Source organism: Ruegeria sp. CF3 (assembly GCF_056537365.1).
Window position 1 is genome coordinate 203,026 of sequence record NZ_JBQFRK010000002.1, and the last position, 21,933, is coordinate 224,958.

At 55.7% G+C, this 21,933-nt stretch carries 22 protein-coding genes and 1 riboswitch; of the genes, 7 read left to right on the forward strand and 15 right to left on the reverse strand.

Annotated features, from left to right (window positions below; all coding sequences use genetic code 11):
* The first annotated feature begins 16 nt into the window (after positions 1 to 16).
* The 3 genes from ACR0KC_RS08735 to ACR0KC_RS08745 are packed head-to-tail and all read left to right on the forward strand — an operon-like array spanning position 17 to position 2,414.
* Entirely contained in the window at positions 17 to 976 is a 960-nt protein-coding gene (locus tag ACR0KC_RS08735; RefSeq protein ID WP_480771725.1) for a dihydrodipicolinate synthase family protein, read from the forward strand.
* Positions 967 to 1,899, forward strand: coding sequence for a 4-hydroxyproline epimerase (locus ACR0KC_RS08740; protein ID WP_480771726.1), 933 nt, complete (start codon positions 967 to 969; stop codon positions 1,897 to 1,899). The genes ACR0KC_RS08735 and ACR0KC_RS08740 overlap by 10 nt, the downstream gene beginning before the upstream one ends.
* Positions 1,896 to 2,414 carry a putative molybdenum carrier protein gene (locus ACR0KC_RS08745; RefSeq protein ID WP_170422505.1) on the forward strand — a complete coding sequence of 173 codons (519 nt, stop codon included), beginning with the start codon at positions 1,896 to 1,898 and terminating at the stop codon, positions 2,412 to 2,414. The genes ACR0KC_RS08740 and ACR0KC_RS08745 overlap by 4 nt, the downstream gene beginning before the upstream one ends.
* On the opposite strand, the gene ACR0KC_RS08750 is transcribed toward ACR0KC_RS08745, so the two are convergent.
* Genes ACR0KC_RS08750 through thiB form a run of 3 tightly spaced genes read right to left on the reverse strand, consistent with a single transcriptional unit; the run spans position 2,402 to position 5,584 of the window.
* A complete protein-coding gene (locus tag ACR0KC_RS08750) occupies positions 2,402 to 3,094 on the reverse strand; it encodes a thiamine ABC transporter ATP-binding protein (RefSeq protein ID WP_170393755.1) in 693 nt (230 codons plus the stop codon). The genes ACR0KC_RS08745 and ACR0KC_RS08750 overlap by 13 nt on opposite strands.
* A complete protein-coding gene (locus ACR0KC_RS08755) occupies positions 3,081 to 4,628 on the reverse strand; it encodes a thiamine/thiamine pyrophosphate ABC transporter permease ThiP (protein ID WP_480771727.1) in 1,548 nt (515 codons plus the stop codon). The genes ACR0KC_RS08750 and ACR0KC_RS08755 overlap by 14 nt, the downstream gene beginning before the upstream one ends.
* On the reverse strand, positions 4,604 to 5,584 hold the full coding sequence (gene thiB, locus ACR0KC_RS08760; RefSeq protein WP_223118453.1) for a thiamine ABC transporter substrate binding subunit: 981 nt from the start codon (positions 5,582 to 5,584) through the stop codon (positions 4,604 to 4,606). The genes ACR0KC_RS08755 and thiB overlap by 25 nt, the downstream gene beginning before the upstream one ends.
* Positions 5,585 to 5,616: 32 nt before the next feature.
* Positions 5,617 to 5,722: riboswitch (TPP riboswitch) on the reverse strand.
* A gap of 179 nt (positions 5,723 to 5,901) precedes the next feature.
* On the opposite strand from thiB, the gene ACR0KC_RS08765 reads away from it, so the two are divergent.
* Together ACR0KC_RS08765 and ACR0KC_RS08770 are read left to right on the forward strand one after the other, a co-directional pair.
* On the forward strand, positions 5,902 to 6,132 hold the full coding sequence (locus tag ACR0KC_RS08765) for a type II toxin-antitoxin system CcdA family antitoxin (protein ID WP_170422513.1): 231 nt from the start codon (positions 5,902 to 5,904) through the stop codon (positions 6,130 to 6,132).
* Positions 6,132 to 6,431 (forward strand): CcdB family protein, encoded by a 300-nt coding sequence (locus tag ACR0KC_RS08770; protein WP_170422515.1) that lies wholly within the window; start codon positions 6,132 to 6,134, stop codon positions 6,429 to 6,431. The genes ACR0KC_RS08765 and ACR0KC_RS08770 overlap by 1 nt, the downstream gene beginning before the upstream one ends.
* 70 nt (positions 6,432 to 6,501) lie before the next feature.
* Here ACR0KC_RS08770 and ACR0KC_RS08775 read toward each other — a convergent pair whose 3' ends face one another.
* The 4 genes from ACR0KC_RS08775 to ACR0KC_RS08790 all read right to left on the reverse strand — a co-directional run bounded on the left by ACR0KC_RS08775 (position 6,502) and on the right by ACR0KC_RS08790 (position 10,012).
* Entirely contained in the window at positions 6,502 to 6,912 is a 411-nt protein-coding gene (locus ACR0KC_RS08775; protein WP_170422517.1) for a universal stress protein, read from the reverse strand.
* 13 nt (positions 6,913 to 6,925) lie between these two features.
* The gene (locus ACR0KC_RS08780; RefSeq protein WP_170393768.1) at positions 6,926 to 8,233 is read right to left on the reverse strand and encodes a TRAP transporter large permease; all 1,308 of its coding nucleotides are present in this window, start codon (positions 8,231 to 8,233) and stop codon (positions 6,926 to 6,928) included.
* Between the two features lie 160 nt (positions 8,234 to 8,393).
* Entirely contained in the window at positions 8,394 to 9,443 is a 1,050-nt protein-coding gene (locus ACR0KC_RS08785) for a TRAP transporter substrate-binding protein (RefSeq protein ID WP_170393770.1), read from the reverse strand.
* A 68-nt stretch (positions 9,444 to 9,511) separates the two neighbouring features.
* The gene (locus tag ACR0KC_RS08790; RefSeq protein WP_170393772.1) at positions 9,512 to 10,012 is read right to left on the reverse strand and encodes a TRAP transporter small permease subunit; all 501 of its coding nucleotides are present in this window, start codon (positions 10,010 to 10,012) and stop codon (positions 9,512 to 9,514) included.
* A 616-nt stretch (positions 10,013 to 10,628) separates the two neighbouring features.
* Between ACR0KC_RS08790 and ACR0KC_RS08795 the strand changes: the two genes are divergently transcribed.
* Positions 10,629 to 12,110 carry an aminotransferase-like domain-containing protein gene (locus tag ACR0KC_RS08795; protein WP_170562173.1) on the forward strand — a complete coding sequence of 494 codons (1,482 nt, stop codon included), beginning with the start codon at positions 10,629 to 10,631 and terminating at the stop codon, positions 12,108 to 12,110.
* Positions 12,111 to 12,420: 310 nt separating this feature from the next.
* Here ACR0KC_RS08795 and ACR0KC_RS08800 read toward each other — a convergent pair whose 3' ends face one another.
* From ACR0KC_RS08800 to ACR0KC_RS08830, 7 genes are all read right to left on the reverse strand, one after another.
* Positions 12,421 to 13,695: a hypothetical protein gene (locus ACR0KC_RS08800; RefSeq protein WP_480791140.1), complete on the reverse strand. Its 1,275-nt coding sequence runs from the start codon at positions 13,693 to 13,695 to the stop codon at positions 12,421 to 12,423.
* Positions 13,696 to 13,741: 46 nt separating this feature from the next.
* Positions 13,742 to 13,984 carry a hypothetical protein gene (locus tag ACR0KC_RS08805; RefSeq protein ID WP_170509048.1) on the reverse strand — a complete coding sequence of 81 codons (243 nt, stop codon included), beginning with the start codon at positions 13,982 to 13,984 and terminating at the stop codon, positions 13,742 to 13,744.
* 144 nt (positions 13,985 to 14,128) lie between these two features.
* On the reverse strand, positions 14,129 to 15,358 hold the full coding sequence (locus tag ACR0KC_RS08810; RefSeq protein WP_480771731.1) for an AGE family epimerase/isomerase: 1,230 nt from the start codon (positions 15,356 to 15,358) through the stop codon (positions 14,129 to 14,131).
* 169 nt (positions 15,359 to 15,527) lie between these two features.
* A complete protein-coding gene (locus ACR0KC_RS08815; protein ID WP_170625725.1) occupies positions 15,528 to 16,559 on the reverse strand; it encodes a putative sulfate exporter family transporter in 1,032 nt (343 codons plus the stop codon).
* A gap of 69 nt (positions 16,560 to 16,628) precedes the next feature.
* Positions 16,629 to 17,636, reverse strand: a complete 1,008-nt coding sequence (gene pta / locus ACR0KC_RS08820; RefSeq protein ID WP_480771732.1) for a phosphate acetyltransferase — start codon at positions 17,634 to 17,636, stop codon at positions 16,629 to 16,631.
* 193 nt (positions 17,637 to 17,829) lie between these two features.
* A complete protein-coding gene (locus ACR0KC_RS08825) occupies positions 17,830 to 18,540 on the reverse strand; it encodes an aspartate/glutamate racemase family protein (protein WP_480771733.1) in 711 nt (236 codons plus the stop codon).
* The gene (locus tag ACR0KC_RS08830; RefSeq protein WP_480705967.1) at positions 18,537 to 19,241 is read right to left on the reverse strand and encodes a GntR family transcriptional regulator; all 705 of its coding nucleotides are present in this window, start codon (positions 19,239 to 19,241) and stop codon (positions 18,537 to 18,539) included. The genes ACR0KC_RS08825 and ACR0KC_RS08830 overlap by 4 nt, the downstream gene beginning before the upstream one ends.
* Positions 19,242 to 19,352: 111 nt before the next feature.
* Here ACR0KC_RS08830 and ACR0KC_RS08835 point away from each other — a divergent pair, with 111 nt between their 5' ends.
* A complete protein-coding gene (locus ACR0KC_RS08835) occupies positions 19,353 to 21,047 on the forward strand; it encodes a thiamine pyrophosphate-binding protein (protein WP_480771734.1) in 1,695 nt (564 codons plus the stop codon).
* On the opposite strand, the gene ACR0KC_RS08840 is transcribed toward ACR0KC_RS08835, so the two are convergent.
* Positions 21,008 to 21,928: a LysR family transcriptional regulator gene (locus tag ACR0KC_RS08840; RefSeq protein ID WP_480705971.1), complete on the reverse strand. Its 921-nt coding sequence runs from the start codon at positions 21,926 to 21,928 to the stop codon at positions 21,008 to 21,010. The two genes, ACR0KC_RS08835 and ACR0KC_RS08840, sit on opposite strands and share 40 nt — an antisense overlap.
* Positions 21,929 to 21,933: the final 5 nt, after the last annotated feature.

Consider the following 21,933-nt stretch of genomic DNA (forward strand, 5'->3'; position numbering starts at 1 on the left):
AGCAAACGGATATCTCATGGACCGGACTATTTTCACTGGAACTATGCCTGCCCTTATGACGCCGTGTAAGGCCGACAGGACACCTGACTTTGACGCGCTGGTCAAAAAGGGCAAAGAGATGATCGCGGCCGGCATGTCCGCTGTCGTCTATTGTGGCTCGATGGGGGATTGGCCGCTTCTGACGGATGCCCAACGGATGGAGGGCGTGGAACGACTGGTCGACGCTGGCTTGCCGGTTGTCGTGGGGACGGGTGCCATCAACTCGAATTCCGCTGTGGCGCACGCAGCACATGCACAGAAGGTCGGCGCGGCAGGGTTGATGGTTATCCCTCGGGTTCTGTCACGAGGCTCATCGGTTGCCGCGCAAAAGAACCACTTCAAGGCTATTCTTTCTGCGGCACCGGACGTGCCTGCGATCATCTACAACAGCCCTGTCTATGGGTTTGCCACCCGTGCGGAATTGTTTTTTGCACTGCGGGCCGAGCATCCGAATTTGGTTGGCTTTAAGGAGTTCGGGGGCAAGAGCGACATGCGCTATGCCGCCGAACATATTACATCGCAGGACGATCAGGTCACTTTGATGGTAGGCGTCGATACTGAAGTCTACCATGGGTTTGTGAATTGCGGCGCCACCGGATCGATCACCGGGATAGGAACGGCGCTGCCCAAAGAGGCATTGTTGCTTGCGGCGCTTTCGAAAAAGGCAGCAGAGGGACATGCCGAAGCACGGTTGCGCGCGCGGGAGTTGGACGAGGCATTTGGCGTTCTGGCAAGTTTTGACGAAGGCACGGATCTTGTTCTTTACTACAAGCATCTTCTGGTGCTGAACGGCGAAGAAGAATACCGCCTGCATTTCAATGAAACCGACGTGTTATCTGACGCCCAGCGAACTTACTGCGAGCAACAGTACAATTTGTTTAAGTCGTGGTTTACCGATTGGGTTCGTCAGGGTGGGGTCATTGCGGAATGCATGTGATTGACAGCCATACCGGTGGAATGCCCACACGGGTCATTCTGGACGGGGGGCCTGATTTGGGTTCAGGATCACTGGCTGAACGCGCCAAGCGACTGGCAACGGAACATGAGCGGTTCTACAAGTCTGTTCTACTGGAGCCACGCGGCCAGCCCGGCATGGTCGGGGCGCTCCTTGTCGAACCGGTCAGTGCTGAATGCAAAGCGGGCGTGATCTACTTTGACGCAGATGCGGTACTGGGCATGTGCGGCCATGGGACGATCGGGTTGGGCGTAACATTGGCGCATCTTGGACAGATCGAGGTTGGCGCGCACCGAATCGAAACTCCAGTAGGTGAGGTTAAGATTGATCTGCTGGACGCCAACACCGTGCAGGTCACCAACATTGAAAGCCGCCGCGTACATCAGTCCGTGACGGTCGAGACTGCAGAGTATGGCCCCGTCACCGGCGATGTCGCTTATGGCGGCAATTGGTTCTTCATTGTCGAACCAAGCCCGATCCCGGTTGCGCCTGAGAACATTCGCCCGCTGACCGACATGGCTATCGCAATTCGCGAAGCCTGCATTGCGCAAGAAGTTGGTGGCGAAAATGGCGAGCTGGTTGATCACGTGATCTTTCAGGGCACCTCACCGAATGCAGGTATTCATAGCAGAAACTTTGTTCTGTGCCCCGACGATGACTATGACCGCTCGCCTTGCGGCACCGGCAGCTCGGCCCGGCTGGCCTGCCTCGCGGCCAGTCGGCGCTTGTCCGCTGGGGAAGAAATCGTTCAGGAAAGCATCATCGGAAGTTCGTACAGGCTGTCCTATCAGCCGGGGCAGGGCGGAGGCATTGTTCCCCAGCTAACTGGCCAGGCGCATGTGATGGCAGAGGGTAAGCTCTTCTTTGCGCAGAATGATCCGTTTCAATTTGGTATTGCGCGTTGACGCAGGGAGACGAGCAAGACGGAATCCCATTCGGGCGTCGTGTTCAGAAAATCGTATCAGGTGGACAAACCGGCGTAGACACTGCCGCATTGGAGTTTGCCCGCGCAAACGGCATCCCTTACGGCGGCTGGGTGCCGAAGGGTCGAACAAATGAGGATGGGCTGATCCCGGCTCATCTCAGCGGGCTTGTTGAAACGAAGTCTGAAGATGTCGCTGAACGGACAAGGCTCAACGTCTTTGCCAGTGACGCCACGCTTGTTTTTATCGACGGGTCAGACAGTCCCGGCACGCGGAAAACGGTTGAGTTTGCAGTTGATGCTGAAAAACCGCATCTGGTGGTGGATATCAGAAAAGGAAAGGCCGATTGCGCGCAACAGATACGTGCTTGGCTGAGCGCCAACCCTGTGACTGTTCTGAACATTGCAGGCCCGCGCGCTTCGGAGGCCCCCGAGATTGGTCCGCGTGTGCACGAGGTGCTGGACGCTTGTCTGGATCAGTTCATTCAGCCCAAATAATCGCGCAGCGCTGGCGGAGGATTGTTGAAGAGTGTCTCGGTCTCAGCAGGTGGATGTGCGATTTGATCCGCAACCAATACGGTTTGGTCGGTTATCCGAAGCGCATCCCGTGGGTCGTGGCTGACCATAAGCAGGGTGGTTTTGGTCTCGGCGACTAATTCAGCGACCAGATCGAGCATCTCTGTTTTCAGGGCAGGGCCAAGGGCGGCGAAAGGTTCGTCGAGCAATAACACCTGACGCTTTTGCACGAGGATTCTGGCCAGCGCCACGCGGCTTTGCTGACCACCTGATAATTCAGCGGGCTTTCTGGCCGCCATTCCCTGCAGGCCAACGCGGCCGAGGGCCGATTGAATGTGGTGTTGGTCGTCTGCAGTCAAACCTCCATTGGGCCTTAGGCCCAGGGCGACATTCTGTTCGGCGCTCAGGTGAGGAAACAGGTTTCCGTCCTGAAACAGCATTGCCATCGGTCGACTGCCTGGTGGTAATGTCGATAGGTCATGATCCTTCCAGTGGATGTGCCCACTTCTCAGGTCTCGAAAACCGGCGATAGTTTCAAGAAGTGTTGATTTTCCTGCCCCCGACGGACCGATGATCGCAACGCTGGATCCGGCCTTGACCTCAAAGTCAGCGCTTAATTGGAAATCGCCATTTGCGATGATGCAATTGTCAAGCTTCAGCATGCCAGCGACCCCCTCGATCCAGAACCCAGAAAACACCCATCGATAGTATAAGCAGCAGCAGCGCGCCTCCTGCTGCGGCCTGCATCTGGTAGGCGCCCATCAGGCGGTAGATTTGCAGGGGCAGCGTTGCGATCTGCGCATCTGCAAACAGGGCGATCACACCCAGATCACCCATGGACAGTGCCGCCGTCAGGCCCGCGGCAAAACCGACCTGGGGGCGCAGGCGTGGAAGCATGACACGCAAGAAAAAGGACCAGTTGTTCATGTTCAGGGCCAGTGCCAACCGCCCGTGCCGTTCCAATACATCACGCGCTGCGGGAACCAAAATTCGAAGGGCGAAGGGCAAGGCCATGACCGCGTTCACAAGCGCGGTTACCGGCAACGCAAGAGTTGTCGGATTGGCCAGCGGGCGGATCAGAATAAAGAGACCCGTACCAATGACCAAGGGCGAGGCGGCGAGGCCAAGAAGTCCGCCAAGTTCGACGATGCCGAACCGGCCTGTCGCGACGGCTGTCGCCATGGGCAGTGCCAGCAGTAATAGGAGCATGGTACTGGCGGCGGCAACACAGATTGAAATTATAGCGGCACGGAACACCAAAACCGGCATCTCAAACAGCCCAGCGATACCCGAAATCGTGACGGATGCCAGAGGTAGCAGCAGGAACGCGGCGGCGATGATAATCCAAAACGCATCCAGCAGTGGTCCTCGGCCATCCCAGCGCCGGATCTCACGATTCAGGCCGGTACCGAACCCGTCGCCGCGCGAGAACTTTAAGGCTGCCAAAGCAGCCGCTGCGGTCAGGACAAGTTGCAAAGCGGATAATAAGGCGGCGCGCCCTAAGTCAAAATCATATGTAAAGGCCTGATAGATCGCGAGTTCAATCGTGGTGGCGCGCGGCCCTCCACCCAGCGTCAGGGCAACCGCAAAACTGGTCAGGCAAATGGCGAAGATCACGGCCAACACTCCGGGCAGAATGCGGCGAAGCATTGGCAGTTCGATCAAACGGAACATTGCCATTCCTTCGCACCCAAGTTGGGCCGCTAGCCGGAAACGCTCGGCAGGGATCTCCTGCCAACCCTGCAAGATCAGGCGTGTTGCCAGAGGTAGATTAAAAAATACGTGGGCCAGAACGACGCCGTGCAGCCCATAGATTCGAATGGGCGGCAGACCGAAATAGCCCAACGCGTCCGAGATCCATCCTGCCCGGCCAAAGACCTGAAGCAATCCCAGAATGGCGACGATGACCGGTAGGATGAAAGGTGCACCCAACAGCGTGATCAGGACTCGCCTGCCGGTGAACCGGCGGCGCGCCAGTGCGCGGGCGACCGGAATAGCCAGACCGGCGCTGAACATTGCAGAGAGCGTCGCCTGGAGCAGGGTAAAGCGTAAGGCAGCCCAGTCGGCGGGACCAAACCCGCCGCCTGCATCTGCCCGCACCGCCACCATGAACAACGTGCCCAATATCAGTGCGGCAACGATGGCCGCCGCACTGACACCGGGGAGTGGGTTTACTGGCTGAGTGCGCCCAACCATTCCGAAAGCGCCTGTTCCCGCGCAATGGCGGCTTGGTCCTGATCAAACAGCAGAGACTTCTGAGGGATCGTTAGAGTTTCAAAACCTTCGGGCAGACCGGAAGATGGAGTTACGGCAGGGTACATCCAGTTGGTCGTTGGAATGATCGTCTGAAACGCGTCAGACACCATGAAGTTCAGAAACTGATCTGCCAGCTCGGGCTGATCGGAATTGGCTAGCTTGGCCGCAACCTCGATCTGCATATAATGGCCTTCGTCAAAGGCTGCTGCTGCTTTGCTGGCATCTTCCTCGGCAATCAGGTGATAGGCTGGCGAGGTCGTATAGCTTAGAACCATGTCGGCCTCACCTTCAAGGAACAAGCCATATGACTCGGACCAGCCCTTGGTAACCGTCACGATATTGTCAGCAAGGTCAGCCCAGATTTCTTGGGCTTCATCGCCATACGCGGCCTTGACCCACAGCAGAAGACCCAGCCCCGGCGTCGATGAACGCGGATCCTGAATGATGATCTTGATGTCACTATCTGCCAACTCGCGGAAGCTGTTAGGAGCGGCAAAATCTGCATTGTGAACAAATGCAAAGTAACCCCAGTCGTAGGGGGCAAAAACTGTGTCGGTCCACTCGATGGGCAGAGCATACTCGGCAGTGACTGAATGAGGTGCAAACAGGCCGGTTTCTTTAGCTGCCGATATCAAGTTGGTATCCAAACCCAATACAATATCGGCGTCGCTGTTTTCGCCTTCCAGCCGAATGCGTGACAGCAGTGCCGCGCCATCTTCGACGCCGACAAGGTTCAGGTCGCATTCGCATTGCGCTTCAAACGCCTCTTCGACCTTCGGGCCGGGGCCCCAGTCCGAAACGAAGCTGTCGTAAGTATATACGGTCAACGTGGGCTTATCGGCTGCCACAGCCGAAGTCGCAGTCAGTATTCCCGCAGCAATTGCCAGATGTTTCATATCATCCTCCAATGCGGCGAGAGGGTAAGGATGGATGAAACCTGTACCTTTCCCTCCGCCGGTTCTAGCCGGTTCAGGTTCAACGGGTTTGCCAATTGGCATCTCAGCGCGGTCTTTAGCGCACCCCGAGGTAGGGTCGTGATTAGGGGGATGAGAGGCTGATTTCAACCGAAATCGTTAGGTTCTCGTTCAATAAGCATTGAATGAAATACCATAAGAACGAGCCACGAAGCCAGAGAAGTCCTTTAGGAGATATGCGCATATTTGACGCGCATATAGTATATTGATATTCTCAGGCACATGGAGGCCAAGAAAGAATGAACACTCAACCACGCAAACCGACCAATCTATCACTTGATAGCGCATTGCTCACCGAGGCCAGAGCGCTGAACGTGAACCTGTCGCGTGCCGCCGAAGAAGGATTGCGTGCCGCCGTTGCCGCTGCGAAGGCAGCACAGTGGAGGGCCGAAAACGCGGAGGCACTGCTAAGCTCAAACTCGTATGTTGAACGGCACGGGTTGCCCTTGGATGGCTTTCGTCAGTTCTGATGCCGAAATACGATGTATTCCACAACCCATCCGGCGATGGCTATCTTCTGGATGTGCAAACCGATCTTCTGAGCGATCTGAATACCCGCATGGTGGTGCCGCTTTTACCAAAAGCACATGCGCCGAAACCAGCGACCCGCCTCAACCCTGAGTTCCTGATAGATGGTGAGCAGGTTGTAATGGTGACCCAGTTCATGGCTGCTGTTCCTGTAGGGCTCCTCAAATCACCAGTGGGTCATCTGAAAGATGATTTCGAGCAGATCACCGTGGCCGTAGACATGCTGATGCAAGGGTTCTGAACGACAATGGCTGGCCTCATTGGCCAGCCATCTTGCACGCATAACACCTGTCAGGTGTTATGCTTCTGCTCTACTTGTCGCGCAGTACCACGACACTGCAATGTGCATGGCGGACAACACGTGCAGCCGTTGAACCGATCAGATAGTCCGAAAGGCCCGGTTGGTGTGACGCCACCACTATGCAGTCCACTTTGTGTTCTTCGGCCCAATCCAGAATGGAATTTGTTGGATGACCTGTAACAACATGAGTGCCGATCTTCGGAGACTCCATCGATGCGTTCAGTTTGTCCTCAAAATCAGAAACGCTTTTCTGAACCTGCTCGGGTGGAAAGTACGACCCGATATACGAAGGTAGTTCTTCGAGAACGGACAGCACCGATACTGTCCCGCCATCCGTCAGCAAGCGGCTTGCTGCATCCAGAGATTTGGCACAGTCGTTGATGTGATCAGGGGCGACTGGAACGAGGATATGGTTATACATCTGTACCTCCGGATTATTTCAGGATGTTGGGCAACCAGGTGGCGATCTGCGGGAAGATGAAGATCAGTGTCAGGCCAACGAACTGGAGTGCCACAAACGGGCCAACCGAATTGTAGACATCCCCCATGCTGACATCCTTGGGCAGAACCCCTTTGATCCAGAACAGCACAAAACCGAACGGAGGTGTCAGGTAAGCGATTTGGATGTTCACGATGAACAGCGCGCCAAACCACAGCTTGTCGATCCCCAATTCGTCGATAATCGGGATGAACAGTGGTGTGCAAAGCATGATGATGGCCCAATCATCCATCACCATACCCAGGACGAGGATGATCAGCATCATCATCAGCAGGATGCCGGTTGCACCGCCGGGCATGGAAAGAACCAGATTGGTCAGCAGGTCCTGGCTGCCAAGCGTGTTGAACACATTAAGATAGACTGTGGCACCAATCAGAATCCAAAGCCCCATACCGCTGAGCTTCAAGGTGGACACCAACGATTCCCTCAGCACCTCCCAGGTCAGTTTGCCGTAGATCAGGTTGATGACAAAGGCGCCTGCGGCACCAAATGCGGCAGCTTCCGCCGGTGTTGCGATACCGCCCCAGATGACGCCCAGAACGATGATGATGAGTAAGGCAAACGGCCAGATGCTGAGAACGGCGGTCAGTTTTTCGGTGCGGGTGAATTTCTGATCAGCGGGCAGGGCGGGGCCCAGCTCGGGCTGGATTTTACAACGTACGCCGATGTAGATCGTGTAGAACGTGGCCAGCATCAGGCCGGGCAGCAACCCCGCCATGAACAGGTCACCGATCGAAACCTTGGCGAGCAATCCATAGAAGATGAACGGAACGCTTGGTGGGATCAGCGCACCCAACGCACCGCCTGCCGCGATACAACCGATCGCGATACGGCGATCATATTTGTAGCGCATCATCGAAGGATAGGCGATCTGACCCATCGTGGTGGTCGCCGGTGGCGTGATGCCGGTGATTGCAGCAAAAACAGTACAGACCTGAACTGTACCCATCGCGAGACCACCATGAATGTGGCCGATCAGCTTGTAAACGGCATCATAGGCCGTTTCGGCTATCCCCGAAAATCTTATGAGTGAGCCCATGAACAGGAACAAAGGCACTGTGACCAGTACCGAATTCCAAGGCGTTGAATAGAATGCACTGGGCACGGACAACAGCGCGCGAGGTTCGAAAACCAGGGCAAATAGAACCGCTGTTCCGCCCAAGCCGAACGCAACCGGCAGCCCCATGAAAAGGATCCCAAACAGTATTAAGAAATACAGCGCTGTAATTAGTTCGAGGCTCATGATCTTTAGTTTCCCTACCTAGTGGCCGTTCGCGCGGTCTTTGCCGGGTTGCGTGTCAGCAGTGCTTTTAACACTGACATGCGCCCGTCTGGTCCGCTGGCCCGACGATCGGGCCAGCGAAAGAGTTTTAGCTATATTGGAAAGATGACATTGCGCGGGATTATTGCGCGTTCGCCTTGTCTTCCAGGAACCTCTTGAAGATTTCCACGCCTTTGGCGTTGCCCTCGGATGCGGCCGCAACCTGCGGCCAAACCTCGGCAATGGATTTCTCGCGCATACGAGCAACTTCTTCATCGCTCAGCTCGATTACTTCACCACCGGCATCGCGCAGGATTTGAAGCGCTTCTTCGACACCTTCCGCATGCATGCGGCTGGTTTCGAAATAGGTTTCTTCGAAAACTCCGTTGATCTTTTCGCGCTGCCAGTCGGTCAGTGCGTTCCAGCTCTGCAGGTTGATGAAGATCTCCTGGTGCTGAGCAGGGTTCCAGCCGGGCATGATCGCATAGTCGATTACTTCCTGGAACGACATGTCATCGATGCCGCCTGTATCCCAGTAGGTGCCTTCGATGGTGCCCAGTTTGATTGCGGTGTAAATCTCACCACCGTTCATCGAGACCGGCGCGCCGCCCATGGTCGAGTGAAAGATGGCCTGGGGTCCACCGGCGCGCATCTTGCGGCCTTCCAGATCTTCCAGTTTTTCGACCCGGAACTTGGTGAACATTGCGTTCGGTCCCTGGTTGGTCCAGCCTGCCCACTGCAGGTTCCGCGCATTGGCGGCCTCTTGCACGATGTCACCAACGCGGTAGTCGGGGTTGCCCCACATCACTTCCCACGCTTCTTCGGTGTTGTCGGCGCCCATGGCCATGCCAAACGCCAGCATGCCTTCGGGCATGTCGCCGCCATAGACTGAACCCCAGCCCGCGTAACCATCGGTCAGACCAGCCGCCGCTGCGCCAAAGGCCTCTGCACCACTGACCAGCGCCCCTGCGGGCTCAACACGGATTTTGACCGTGCCTTCAGTCGCTTTTTCAACTGCTTCAACCCAAGGGATCAGGCCATTGTCCCAGCCGGCATCGGTCTGGTCAAATGCGGGCTGGAAGGTCCACTCGGTTACTTCATCCGGCGGCCCATCTTGTGCGACGGCAATGCTTGCGGTCACGGCTATGGCGCCTGCCCACATGGTTGTGTGCACAAACCTGTTTGGTTTCATGTTAATTCCTCCTCGTTAGTGGATCAGTCTGTTTTCGTTTGTATTTACAGGCGCCCAGAACAGCGTGCCTAACTGCGCCCGAAGATCGTTTGCAGATCGCGGAGCAAGTGTTTCAGGACCACCAAGAGAACCATTGCACCGCTGAGTGGGATCGCAAATTTGATCGGATAAATCGGGATCGGAATGGATGTCGGGGTCTTCTGATTAAGCATCAAGGACAGCGATGCGGCTTCGTAACCCTTCCAGATCAATGCGACCAGAAACAGGATTGCAATCGGTGCCGTCAGGACATCCAAAATCGCTTTTGACCGCTTGCTGGCGTTTGCATAAAACAGGTCGAGTTTGACGAAACTGTCATGCTGCAACGCATAGACGCCGCCGGTGCAGGCCAACAACACCATCGCAGCTTGCAATGTGGTGCCGATCCACTGGGAGGGCGCGTTCAGTACATAGCGCATGAATACGTCCGACACGCCAAACGCCATGCAATACAAGATGAGAAACCAGCCTATGCGGCCCATGACTTCTGAGATTGCGCTTGTCAGCTTTTCCAGACCGCGCATCAGCATGCCAACCTCGTTGTGTTTTTCATGGATCTGGTTCTCCCTCAAGAAATCTGTGCGCTGAATTGATGTACTTGACCCTTCGCGTCGGGGTCCGGACGGACATCAGAGAAACGTTTGCTGAATCGCTGTTCACAGAGTCGACGCATATCCCACTCCTGCAAAACCATGCGAACGGTCTCCCTCCCTAGTCGCATCGAACGGCCCGGGTGATCCCTAATTTCGACATGGAACTTCCCGGATCGCTACAGCAAACGCGAAGGAGTTCGACTGAGAAAGATACAGTTGTTTGTAATAATGGGTACAGATTTCATCGCGCCAAGTGACTGTTCGATGCCGCGATTCAGTCCCGAGCGTTAAGATGTTACAAGTTCAACAATGGCAGCGCAGGTTGCTTAAGCATATCTCAGGTCGGTATAAGTACTTTAAAAACATAGCGTTGGCTGAAGCCTCTTTTTTGAGTTATCATCAACCCGCTTTTAGTAAGAGCGCTATTGCTTTCAGCATTGCCAGCACAGAATTTGGGAATTTGGCGTCGTTTCCACTTTGCATGGAGCACTTGAAAACATGGATACAGTTTGCAAATCGCGTCGCAGAATTTGCGACTAGAGCCTGACAGGACATGACACAACGGTTGAGCATCGACAAATCTCAGTCCAGCGGTTTGCGAGATCAGATCGTCTCGCAGATTTCACGACTCATTTTTGAAGGTTTGATGCCGTCTGGACTAAAGCTTGCCTCATGTCGGGGGTTGGCGCGGGATCTCGATGTTTCGATCAATACGGTCGTCGCGGCTTATCGAAAGCTTGAAGAAGAGCAACTGATCGAGGCCCGGCCCCGCTCGGGTTATTATGTCTGCTCTGACGTGGGGATTCGCACGGACGGTGATGCGATTGGGCGAACCAACACCCGACAGCGCACATCGATTGGCCAGAAACTGAACAAACTGCGCCGCACCGAAGAGATCGAAACCATCCAGCGCCCGAATGACTGGTACAAGTACGACTATCCGTTTGTGTGCAACCAAATCGATGATGGCGCATTCCCAGTTGCGGATTGGCGCGAATGCACTCGGTTGGCCATGAATCGAAAGCACCTGAAAATCTGGTCTGCGGACGGGCTGTACGAGGATTGCTTTGAGCTTATCGAGCAGGTCCGGCAGCGCATCCTGCCCCGTCGCGGTATTTTTGAACCCAGCGATTCAATCCTGATCACATTGGGTTCGCAAAACGGGTTATTTATCACCAGCCTGTTGTTCGGCGGGCGCGATAAAACTGCGGTTATGGAGGATCCGGGATATCCGGATGCACGCAAGATCCTTCAGGCAAATTTTGGGAATGTAAGGTTTCAACCCATTGATAGCGAGGGTTTGATCGTCGATGAACGTCTGCGCGAGGCTGACCTGGTATTCGTAACCCCCAATCGCCAGCACCCAACCACCGTTACGATGTCCGAGCGCCGCCGCAAGGCCTTGCTGCAGGCCGCTGAAGAGTATGATTTTTACATAGTCGAAGACGATTACGAATGCGATGTGGATTACCGGCATTCTACTTTGCTGCCGCTGCGCAGTCTGGATGACACGGATCGACTGATCTATTTGGGCAGCCTTTCCAAAGGTCTTTCACCAGGTTTGCGCCTGGGGTACCTGGCGGCTGCGCCAGAATTTATTGACGCCGCGCGCGATTGCCGGGGCATGATGATGCGCCATCCCCCGATGATCCTGCAGCACACTGCTGCCGCGTTTATCAACTTGGGGTACTATGATGGCTTGTTGCGCAGGGTTCGTCAGAATTATGAGCTGCGCTGGCATCTGGCTGATACGACGATCCGTGAAAAGCTACCCCATTTTCTGAAAACGGGCGAATTTGGCGGAACGGTTTTTGTGCTTTCTGATCCCGAGGCCCGGTTGGATGCCATGACGATATGTCAAGCCGCCCTAAAACGCGGTGTTATTGTGGAGCCGATCGGGCCCTGTTTTTCAAATAAAACCGCAGGGAGATACCACTTTCGTCTTGGCGTCTCGTCAATCCAACCCGGTTCTATCCGAAAAGGGATTGAGCTGTTGTCCGAAGTGATTTCAGACCTTCGCGCAACAAACTCGTAATGTACCAGGGCAGGAGGCAAACCAATAGTCCGCAAGCTTAAAAAGATTGATCGATGGTTCAATCTCCGACAGCTGAGTTTTCCCTCCACAGCATACGTGACACCAGGCTGGCTAGAAGGCTCAGGACGTACCAAGTCAACAGAAAGCCGACGCATTCCAGGGCGAATGATCCCCATTTGTAGAATAGGTCAGCAATAACAAAGGCGATAAGTAGCCAGGGGGCTTCCTGCCGCAAGAATGACTTTACGCCTTGTGATTTAATCGCTCTGTGCATGATGTAGATCCCTGAATTATAAATGGTTATAATGTTTTAGACGATAACGGGCGGATGGCGACGTGGTGCGTCATAGCGCTGCTGTGCGAACCAGGTCATGGTTGGTTCGATGTCAGTTTGGGTGTTCCCGCCCTGCAGCGTGTACCCGGCTGCCAGCCAGGTGAAGCCATCATCGGCAACCTCGGCACAGTTGGTGTAGTCGCCCCATTTTCCCAGACCCGGAGTGTCTGTGCCCCGTCGAGCGAGGGCCAGCCGCCAAGTCAGATCGATATCGTCGTATGAGCCAACAACATGGCTCGGATGCAAATTCCCACCACCCGCAAAGACCGAAAGCCCTACATCACCAACCCGGTTTACAGCTGTTGAGGGGTAGGCGAACGCGATCTGACTGTTCCAGATATCCGGTTCGTCAATCAATGACATGGTTGCTTCGTCAATGCGGACGGTCCTGACGTAAGGGAGTGGCCTGTTGGTCTGACGATTAGCTGTCCACATAAAGCCCAGAACGCCGCGTCCCAGCCAACCAGCCATAATGCGTGGATCAGTGCGCGACATCCAGTCGCCACCGGTGGTCTGCGCGGAATAATTGCCTGCGGACCAAGGCGTGACATCGATGTCGAATTCATCTATGTCCGAGGCGTTCTCGGCCCATCTGAATACGCGGATCTGCGAGTTCGTGTTGTGGCTGGCAAAGTACATCGCGCCGCGTGCGCCTTGTACGCAGCGCAGAGAAAAGTTGTCTTCTGTTTCGAATATGTCGAATGATAGCGTTGCCGCGGTCGCCAGTTCGTCCAGTGAAATCCGCAGAATGACCGAGCGGGTAAACTGGTTAGCCCCGGCCGAGAACACATTGGTGCCCGCATACATATAGTTTTCGGACAACGAAACGTGGTTATAGTCGAACCACTCATTGTTCCACGCGGGATCAAGCCCGGCGGGGGTGAAATCCCAAATGTTCCATGTGTCGTTCCCCAAGGTGCGCCCTTGTTTGACCGCAACCCGCAGTGTGTTGGTGCCCCCCTGTTCGATATATTGAAGCAGCCAGATAAGCAGATCCCTGCTTGGGTCGTAAATCGTGGTCTGGTCGCAGCAAAACCCCCCGTCAACAGGTGGGAACAACGTGAAAGGGCTCATGTGAGACCAGCTTTGGCCGCCGTCCAGTGACCGACTTGCATACCAGTTGCCAGTGGCCAGAATCTGACCTCCGTTGCTGGAAACTGTCGGCTCGCCCACAGTAGAGGTTTGGCCGTTAGTATCGAAATCTGTAAGGTTTATTGTGTTGAAAATCCTTGGCTGATGGGTCGAGGGCATAGCAGCCTCCGTAATCTACTCATGTCAAAAAAATGTGCGTAATTGATTAGTAATCCAGTTCCGTCGGATCAGCGTCATTGCCGGATTGATCCGAATTATCTTCTTCCAAAGCAGGCCCGCCCTTTTTGCGAGTTTTTGAGACGCGCTCATCGCGTTCGCTCAGCATTTGCGGGGTCATGAGGCCTGACGCACTGGCCCGTTCGCTCAGGGCGGAATGGGCCGATGGTTGTGGTCTCACCTCAAGTGTGCCCTTTCGGGTCGTTCGCTTTCCACGTGCTTGATTTGCCATTCAACTCTCCTATCCGTTCGTCAAGAAACGCATCCGAACTCGCAGGTCGTCGGATGGTGTTGAATGCATTAAACATAGCAGATTTGCCCCGACTCTTCAATTGAGCCGGCTCGATGCGGGTCTCGCTCTGCTTGAATCCGCGCGCTAAAGCGGCACCATCCGCGATAAGCGCCCCGATAGCGGGAACAGGCAAGCCTGCAATGAATGATAGATATCCGGTTTGCCGTCAAAGATGGATGTCACGATGTCACCGGATTCATCCACCGCCGGGAACCAGCCGCCATGTTGGTGATCCACGAACGTTTCATTCGCAAAGGTCCAGAGTTTTCTGTACCAAATTTCATCCTCTTGCCTTTTATCCAGTGCGATCAGGGCTCCAACCGCACCAATGGCTTCAGCTACGGGCCACCAGAACCGCGACGCATTTGCGACCCGACCCCCAAAATCCAGCGTATATGCCATGCCGCCGCCGGGCAGCCACGCATCCTTGAGGGCCTGCTCAATCAATCGTCGCGATGACTCGGGCGCGCCCGAGTTTGGTCGGCCTGATAAATCCCAATGCTGCAGCTGAAGTCGCCCAAGCTCGAACGAATGGCCCGGGGTCGTGCCTGCGGGACGGAACATCGGGTCACCGGCATAGCCCCGGTCAATCTGCCAATCTGAGGTGAAATGCTCGGGCAAGCGCCAGTTTTCAGCAGGTGCGATCCGGCCGATAAAGAAATCCAGAATACGACCGGCGCGGGTAAGATAGATTTCGTCGCCTGTCGCCTCAAAAGCTGCAAGCAGTGCCTCAACTCCGTGCATATTCGCGTTCATTCCGCGATATGTGGAAAACGGAGTCCAATCGCGGTTCCACTCGTCACAGTACAACCCGGCCTCATCATCCCAGAAATGGGTGTCCAAAACATCTCGGACTTCGGTCAGCAGTTTGTCAGCTTCCGGGTGCCCTATCTGTTTTGCGCTTGAGGCAGCGAGCAGAACAAAGACATGCCCGTAGGCAAGTTTGCGATCATCCTTGATGTTGTCACCATCCAAAGCCCAAAGGTAACCGGCGTGATCCCGGTCTTTGTGGTGGCTGTTGAGGTAGGCCATACCGTGATCAATGATCCGCTCTGCGCCTTGAAATTCAATCAGATGCCCCAGAGCGTAAGAATGCACTAGGCGTGTAGTCGTGTGCAGTTCCTGCAATGTGTTTGGCAGCGGGCTGCCATCATGGTCGAGGATGAAAAATCCTGGCTCGGTCCGACAACTTGCGCTGAAAAACGCCAACTGTCGCATAGCCTGATCTTTCAACCACGTGCGGTGTTCAGATGTATCAAGCCAAAAGCCCGGTTCGGAATGCGGGCCGGGTGGCAGAGGCAAGGTGTTGTCCATATTCTTCATCTCGCTTGAGGGACCATTCGGAATCGAACGAAAAAGCGCTGCAAAGCGCCAGTCGCCAATGAACCAAACACCGCGCACGAAGGCAATCGGCAAACCCGCACCGGAATGTCAGGGGTTGCCGTTCAGCCGTCGCAGTCGGCGGAAACTCTTGGTAACTGCTTCAGGTTAATAGGTTAATCCCGGCCAGAATTACCACGGCGATGAACAACGTCTCCACTATGATGAGGGCGATTGCGGCTGCACCGACCGACAGGATCTGTTTAAGGTTTGTCTTCATCCCAACAGCTGCGATCGCAACAAGCAACAACCATCGAGAGCATTGGCTTAGAAATTCTGAAATCGCTGGCGGGATCAATCCGAATGAGGATGCCGCAGCGAGAACCAGAAATCCTAACACGAATCCCGGCAACAGCGGTGGGCGTTTCCCGTCTGCGTCCATTTCAGCAAAGCCACGAATAATCAGTGAAGCGACCAAAACCACCGGTGCCAGCATCGCCACGCGGAACAATTTGACCAGCGTCGCTGTATCTCCGGTTTGTTCCGAGATCGAAAATCCCGCGCCGACAACCTGAGCCACATCATGGATGGTGCCACCCAGAAACACACCGCCCGCAATATCGTTCATCCCTAATGAGCGAACGAGGATCGGATAGGCGATCATGGCGATGGTGGACAAAACGGTCACGCCCATGACCGTGAAAATCAGACGCTCTTCCGAGCGTTCGTCCTTGGGCAGGATTGCACTGATCGCCATTGCCGCCGATGCACCGCAAATTGCGACCGAACCGGCGGTCAGAAAGGCAAAGCGCCATTTGTGGCCAAAAAAACGAGCTACGGACAGGCCAAAACCTATGGTCAACAGCACTCCGACGATCACAAGGGCAATCAGGTCCCAGCCCAGACCCAGCATCAGGGTCATCGACACGCGCACACCCAACAAGGCCACGCCAAGGCGCAGAAGTGTGCGTGCGGCGAATCCGATCCCCTCAACGGTTTTTCCTTCTTCGCCCAGAAAGCTGACCGCAATCCCTAGAAGAAGGGCAAGCAGCATGGCCGGGGTCGCGTAATGCTCGGACAGGAACTTGGCGGCGACGGCAACGGTTACGGCAATCATGACGCCGGGAAAGAGCGTGCGAACACGCTCCTTGCTCCGCTCGGTGAGGGATAGGTCTGAGGGATCGGCGGACGCCATAACGGATGGTCCTTTGTTTGTAATGAATGGGTCGCGGGCCTGCGCGATAAAGCAGGCGGGCTGCCGAGTTTAGGGTTCGCGCGCCTGCAGGATGGTCACCGCGATGATCTGCGTCACATCTTCCGCGCTGCATCCGCGCGATAGATCATTGGCCGGTTTGGCGAGCCCCTGCAAAACCGGACCGATCGCCAGATAACCGCCCAGCCGTTGAGTCATCTTGTACCCGATATTTCCGGCATCCAGATTTGGGAAAATCTTGACGTTCGACTGACCCGCGACCGAGGATCCGGGGGACTTTCGCTCACCAATCGACGGCACGAAGGCGGCATCGAATTGCAGCTCTCCATCCACATTCAACTCTGGGTGTTTCGCCCGCAGAATTTCTGTCGCGTTGACGACCTTGTCCACCGCTGGGTGTTGGGCGCTGCCTTTTGTTGAGAAACTCAACATCGCGATCTTTGGCTCTTCCTGCAGCAATGCCCGCGCGGACACCGCTGAAGCGGCCGCAATGTTTGCCAGTTCTTCGGATGTCGGATCGATCACCAAGCCGCAATCTGAATAGAGCATGGCGCGAGCGCCCTCAGCAGCGGCCTCGGGTGGGTACATCAGGAAGAACGAGGATACCATTCCAGTATCGGGCTTCATTCCAATAACCTGGATAGCAGTTCTGACGACATCGCCCGTGGTATGGACCGCCCCGCCCACGGTTCCTGTTGCGTGCCCCATTCGCACCAGCATCGCGGCATAGACCAGCGGCGATCCTGCGGCTTTGCGTGCCTCGGCTTCACTGACACCTTTGTGTTTGCGCAGAGTATGATACTCGGCCGCAAAAGCGTCAGTCAGTTCCGAATGCGCAGGATCATGGATGGCAATACCATCCCCGGTTGAGCCACCCTCTGCCGCTAGCGCGGCTTTAACGTCGGCCTCAGGCCCAACGAGAATAATATTGGCCAGACCAGCCTTATGGGCGGCTAATCCTCCGGCAACAATGCGGGGATCGGTGCCTTCGCTCAGCGCTACAACTGGGCGGGTTTCCGAGGCACTGGCCGCCAACAGCTCGATCGGTGTTTTCGTCATGCGTCTCGTTTCCTGAACTGTTGTTAATCGGTGTCGGAACAGGTGCCTTGAGGTCAACGATGATCGTTTCGGCGCTGTTCCGATTTCGTTTCTTGATTGCTTGGTTCTGGTTCACCGTCAAGTTGTTGCCGATAGGTCCAGAATCGCCATCTGGCTATAGGCGGCGGCTACTCTGGACTTACTGTTCACTTGATCAGAACCTTGGCGGGTTTAGCCCGGCCTGAAACCAGTTGATGAAAGTGACGATAGAAAACACGGGCAAACCGGTCGCTTGCTGTATGTCCGCCGCGTAAGGGCACATGTTTGTACATTCCAGTACAATTGCACCAAGGTCGGGATTGCCCGCTTGCAGCGCAAGCGCTGCTTCGACATTGTCGTCGCGGGCTTTGTCCACATCCAGCGTCAATGCGTTTTCGAGAATAGCGGTTGTGAATTCGTTGCCGCCTTCGGTGGTGCCAATTGGAGTTCCGTCGGGGACCTGTGCCTTTCGCAGGTGCTCATCCGTAAGTGTTGAGGCGGAGATGGTTAGAATGCCGGCGCGCTTTCCTGCAGGAAGGATACGGTTCACCATATCGACCTGCATCATCGAGGACGTCGCGACCGGAACAGGAACCGCCTCGGCCAGTTCATCCTGAAACAGCGAAAGAAAGCCGCAATTGGTGGTGATCCCGTCAACCCCGTCTTTGACAAGTTCCCGTGCGGCATCGATGAACGCTCCAAGCATTCCTTCAGCACCTTGTCGGACCACAAGATCAGGCGAGGCGTTGCGCACGATGCGATAGAGCACGGGAAACGGCCATGTCCGAGCGTTGCCCATATCACCGGGAATACGTGCAAACTGTGCGTCCAACATCAGGATGCCGACAGATGCGCCGTATATGGATTTTCCGCCCTGCGCGATCATGACTGCGCCTCCTGAATGATGCGGGTCGAGATATCGTCCGACCCTTCCATATAGATGCTTGATATCCCATGGCGCACCGCGTCCTGCACTTGATCCATCCGCTTGTTGATATGGGTGCCCAAAGCCTGCGCGGCCTCATCAGCGTCGCGGTTCATCAAGGCCTGCATGACGCGCTTATGTTCGTCTTTTGAGCGTTGGACCCGGTCCAGACTCATGGAAATCCATCGGATATAGCGAATGCGCTCATTAATCCGCATCAGGTTTTGCAGCAATTCCATGTTCCCAGACAGCCGGGCGATGCCCAGATGAAACGCTTCATCTCGCGTGACGGCCTCTTCAACCGTAAGCCCGGTGATATCGATACCCGTCGCATAAAGTTCGTCGTGAAGCGCCTGCAGTTGTTCTGTGGTGGCCTTGGTGCACGCTGCGCGGACGGCGGCGGTTTCGATGATTTGGCGCAGCTCGAACAGGTCAAAAATGCTTTGGGCATCCAATGGGCGGCAAAAGAAACCCTGTCCCGGGCGGAAGTCGAACAAACTTTCGGCGACCAGCCGGTTCAGTGCTTCGCGCAAAGGGGTGCGGCTGACGCCCAGCTCTTTCGACAGGGCGACCTCGTTCAAACGATCGCCGGGACGCAGGCGGAATGAAACCGCCATGGCCTTCACCTGATCGTAGATATCATCAACGCGTGGACCTGCCATTGGTACTGCCTTTTGGTCGTTGCCCCACAGGTGCCACAGGCCAGTCTTGAAATCAATATACAAAACTGTATACAGGTCTGTGTGCAGATTAGATTAAGGGAGTCGCAGACCATGACAGGAACGAATTACCTGACCGGAGCCGAGGCAATGGTCCGTATGCTTGAGGCACATGGCGTGAAGCACATGTTCGGCCTATGTGGTGATACAACCTTGCCATTCTATGATGCGCTATCTCGGATGGATCACGGTATTCAGCACATTCTGACGCGGGATGAACGTCATGCGGCCTACATGGCGGATGGTTATGCAAGGGTGACAGGTAAGCCGGGTGTCTGCGAAGGCCCGTCTGGGGGCGGGGCGACCTATATTCTACCTGGCGTGGTCGAAGCCAACGAAAGCTCGGTTCCTATTCTTGCGATCACCTCGGATGTGGCGACAACCAGCCGGGGAAAGTACCCGCTGACCGAATTGGACCAACCCGCGCTGTTCAAGCCGCTGGCCAAGTGGAATGCGTCGCTGGATGACGCCACACGATTGCCGGCCATGGTTCGGGCGGCATTCCGTGCAATGACCACCGGTACACCTGGGGCCACACATCTTGCCTTGCCCTTCGACACTCAGAAAGCGCCGGTGGACGAGGCAGAGATATGGGCGGATGCAAGACATCGCAGCTATCCCGCGGAACGTGCAGGCCCCGATATGGATGCGGTCCAGGCGGCAGCTGAGTTACTTTCAAAGTCTAAATCCGCTGTAGCCGTTTGTGGCGGTGGACCCGTTCTATCAGGGGCAAGCGACGCACTGCGCCGGGTTGCGGGACTGTTGGATATGCCTGTCGCCACGACCGTGTCGGGGCAGGGCTCGATTGCCGAGACAGACCCGCTCGCGCTTGGTGTTGTCGGATCGAATGGCGGGGTGCCTGCCACCCGCGCTGTGGTAGATGCGGCGGATGTCGTTCTGTTCATCGGATGTCGCGCAGGATCCGTCACGACCGAGCGCTGGAGAAGCCCTGCGCGCGATGCCACCATCATTCATATCGACAGTGACCCGATGGTGATCGGAGCCAACTATCCGACCGAAGTCGCTATTTGTGCCGACGCGCGTCTCGCGCTGGAAGCATTGGCGGACGCATTGGCGGCACGCCAAGACCTGCCCAGGCTGGGCGGGGCGGCCAAATCAAACGCGGCATGGGCGGCCAAACTGGCTGCGTTCGCCCCGCTTGCAGCCAGCCGAGAAACGCCGATCCGGCCCGAGGCTGTCATGGATTCGCTAATGGATATCCTGGATGATGATGCGATTGTTGTCGCTGATCCCGGCACGCCATGCCCATATTTCAGCGCGCATTACCGCTGGCGGACACCGGGGCGGCATTTCATCACTAACCGGGCGCATGGGGCGTTGGGGTATTCATTGGGTGCTGCAATGGGTGCGCATTTTGGGCGGCCTTCGGTCAAAACCTTGTCGGTGATGGGTGACGGCTCATTCGGCTTTGCCTGTGGTGAGTTCGAAACCATGGTGCGGCACAACATGCCGATCACCTCAATTGTATTCTCGAACTCGGTCTTTGGCTGGATCAAGGCCGGACAGGAAGCAGGGTTTGGGCAGAGATACTACAATGTTGATTTCAACCGCACCGACCACGCCGCTGTTGCGAGCGCCTTTGGTGTGAAATCATGGACTGTCAAAGATCCCGAAGACCTGTCCAAAGTTCTGAAACAGGCTATCGAGCATGATGGCCCGACATTGGTCGACATTTACTCACAACCGCTTCACGAGGCCGCTGCACCGGTTTCGGAATGGGTGGCATAAGAGGCGATCGAAGGGGTTAGCTGAGCCAGAAAATCCTGTGCAATCGTTGATAGGGGTCGCCCTTTCGCGGTGATAATGGCCAGATCAAGCATCACAGCCGGTCGGAAGGGGCGGGTTTGATACCCGCTCTCGTCGTCAAAGGTGACAGTGAAGGGATCGATCATCGCGACCCCCATGCCCTGCTTGACGAAACTTAGCAGGTTTTCTGACAGATGGGTGTGAATCTGGGTCCGCCAGTTGCGCCCCGCTGATTGGAAGGTGTCCCGAGTTCGTCGGTGGGTTTGATGCTCTGGCCCCATCACGATGAATGGTTCGTTTTCAAGGATTTCGGGTGTGAGCACATCATAATCTGCCAAAGGGCTGGTTTCCGGAAAGGTCGCCAGCGTTTCGAACTCAAAGACCTGATAGTTCAGTGTGTCATGCAGAATGGGCATCTCGACAATGCCGATCTCAAACAGGCCAGAGATTACCCATTCTTGAATCTTCGAGGAATACTGCGACTGAAAGCTTACCGACAGGTTCGGGCGGCTTTCTGCGAAGCGAGCGATCTCACGCGGCATGAAGCCGAAGGATAGCAGATGTGGTGCGGCGATCTGCAATTGACCCGGATGCTTGTTCTGCAGATCCGTGACCGCCTGCGCCACGTGATCCAGCCCCCGAACAACCGTATCAACCTCGCGGTATAGAAGTTCAGCTTCTGGCGTAGGCAGCAACCGGCCTTTGTTGCGTTCAAACAGCGGCAAACGCGCTTCGCGCTCTAGCTGTGCCAACAGATTGCTGATCCCGGGCTGTGAAATCCCAAGCACCGAGGCCGCACCCGTGACAGTGCCGGTTTCCATGATGGCGTGAAAAGCCTGTAGCTGACGAAATCGCAGGGACATCGCTA

Bases quoted from the DNA above. Each gene is read 5' to 3' on its own strand.
- ACR0KC_RS08735 (WP_480771725.1), top strand. From the start codon at position 17: ATGGACCGGACTATTTTCACTGGAACTATGCCTGCCCTTATGACGCCG.
- ACR0KC_RS08740 (WP_480771726.1), top strand. From the start codon at position 967: ATGCATGTGATTGACAGCCATACCGGTGGAATGCCCACACGGGTCATT.
- ACR0KC_RS08750 (WP_170393755.1), bottom strand. From the start codon at position 3,094: ATGCTGAAGCTTGACAATTGCATCATCGCAAATGGCGATTTCCAATTA.
- ACR0KC_RS08755 (WP_480771727.1), bottom strand. From the start codon at position 4,628: ATGGTTGGGCGCACTCAGCCAGTAAACCCACTCCCCGGTGTCAGTGCG.
- thiB (WP_223118453.1), bottom strand. From the start codon at position 5,584: ATGAAACATCTGGCAATTGCTGCGGGAATACTGACTGCGACTTCGGCT.
- ACR0KC_RS08765 (WP_170422513.1), top strand. From the start codon at position 5,902: ATGAACACTCAACCACGCAAACCGACCAATCTATCACTTGATAGCGCA.
- ACR0KC_RS08770 (WP_170422515.1), top strand. From the start codon at position 6,132: ATGCCGAAATACGATGTATTCCACAACCCATCCGGCGATGGCTATCTT.
- ACR0KC_RS08775 (WP_170422517.1), bottom strand. From the start codon at position 6,912: ATGTATAACCATATCCTCGTTCCAGTCGCCCCTGATCACATCAACGAC.
- ACR0KC_RS08780 (WP_170393768.1), bottom strand. From the start codon at position 8,233: ATGAGCCTCGAACTAATTACAGCGCTGTATTTCTTAATACTGTTTGGG.
- ACR0KC_RS08785 (WP_170393770.1), bottom strand. From the start codon at position 9,443: ATGAAACCAAACAGGTTTGTGCACACAACCATGTGGGCAGGCGCCATA.
- ACR0KC_RS08790 (WP_170393772.1), bottom strand. From the start codon at position 10,012: ATGCTGATGCGCGGTCTGGAAAAGCTGACAAGCGCAATCTCAGAAGTC.
- ACR0KC_RS08795 (WP_170562173.1), top strand. From the start codon at position 10,629: ATGACACAACGGTTGAGCATCGACAAATCTCAGTCCAGCGGTTTGCGA.
- ACR0KC_RS08800 (WP_480791140.1), bottom strand. From the start codon at position 13,695: ATGCCCTCGACCCATCAGCCAAGGATTTTCAACACAATAAACCTTACA.
- ACR0KC_RS08805 (WP_170509048.1), bottom strand. From the start codon at position 13,984: ATGGCAAATCAAGCACGTGGAAAGCGAACGACCCGAAAGGGCACACTT.
- ACR0KC_RS08810 (WP_480771731.1), bottom strand. From the start codon at position 15,358: ATGGACAACACCTTGCCTCTGCCACCCGGCCCGCATTCCGAACCGGGC.
- ACR0KC_RS08815 (WP_170625725.1), bottom strand. From the start codon at position 16,559: ATGGCGTCCGCCGATCCCTCAGACCTATCCCTCACCGAGCGGAGCAAG.
- pta (WP_480771732.1), bottom strand. From the start codon at position 17,636: ATGACGAAAACACCGATCGAGCTGTTGGCGGCCAGTGCCTCGGAAACC.
- ACR0KC_RS08825 (WP_480771733.1), bottom strand. From the start codon at position 18,540: ATGATCGCGCAGGGCGGAAAATCCATATACGGCGCATCTGTCGGCATC.
- ACR0KC_RS08830 (WP_480705967.1), bottom strand. From the start codon at position 19,241: ATGGCAGGTCCACGCGTTGATGATATCTACGATCAGGTGAAGGCCATG.
- ACR0KC_RS08835 (WP_480771734.1), top strand. From the start codon at position 19,353: ATGACAGGAACGAATTACCTGACCGGAGCCGAGGCAATGGTCCGTATG.
- ACR0KC_RS08840 (WP_480705971.1), bottom strand. From the start codon at position 21,928: ATGTCCCTGCGATTTCGTCAGCTACAGGCTTTTCACGCCATCATGGAA.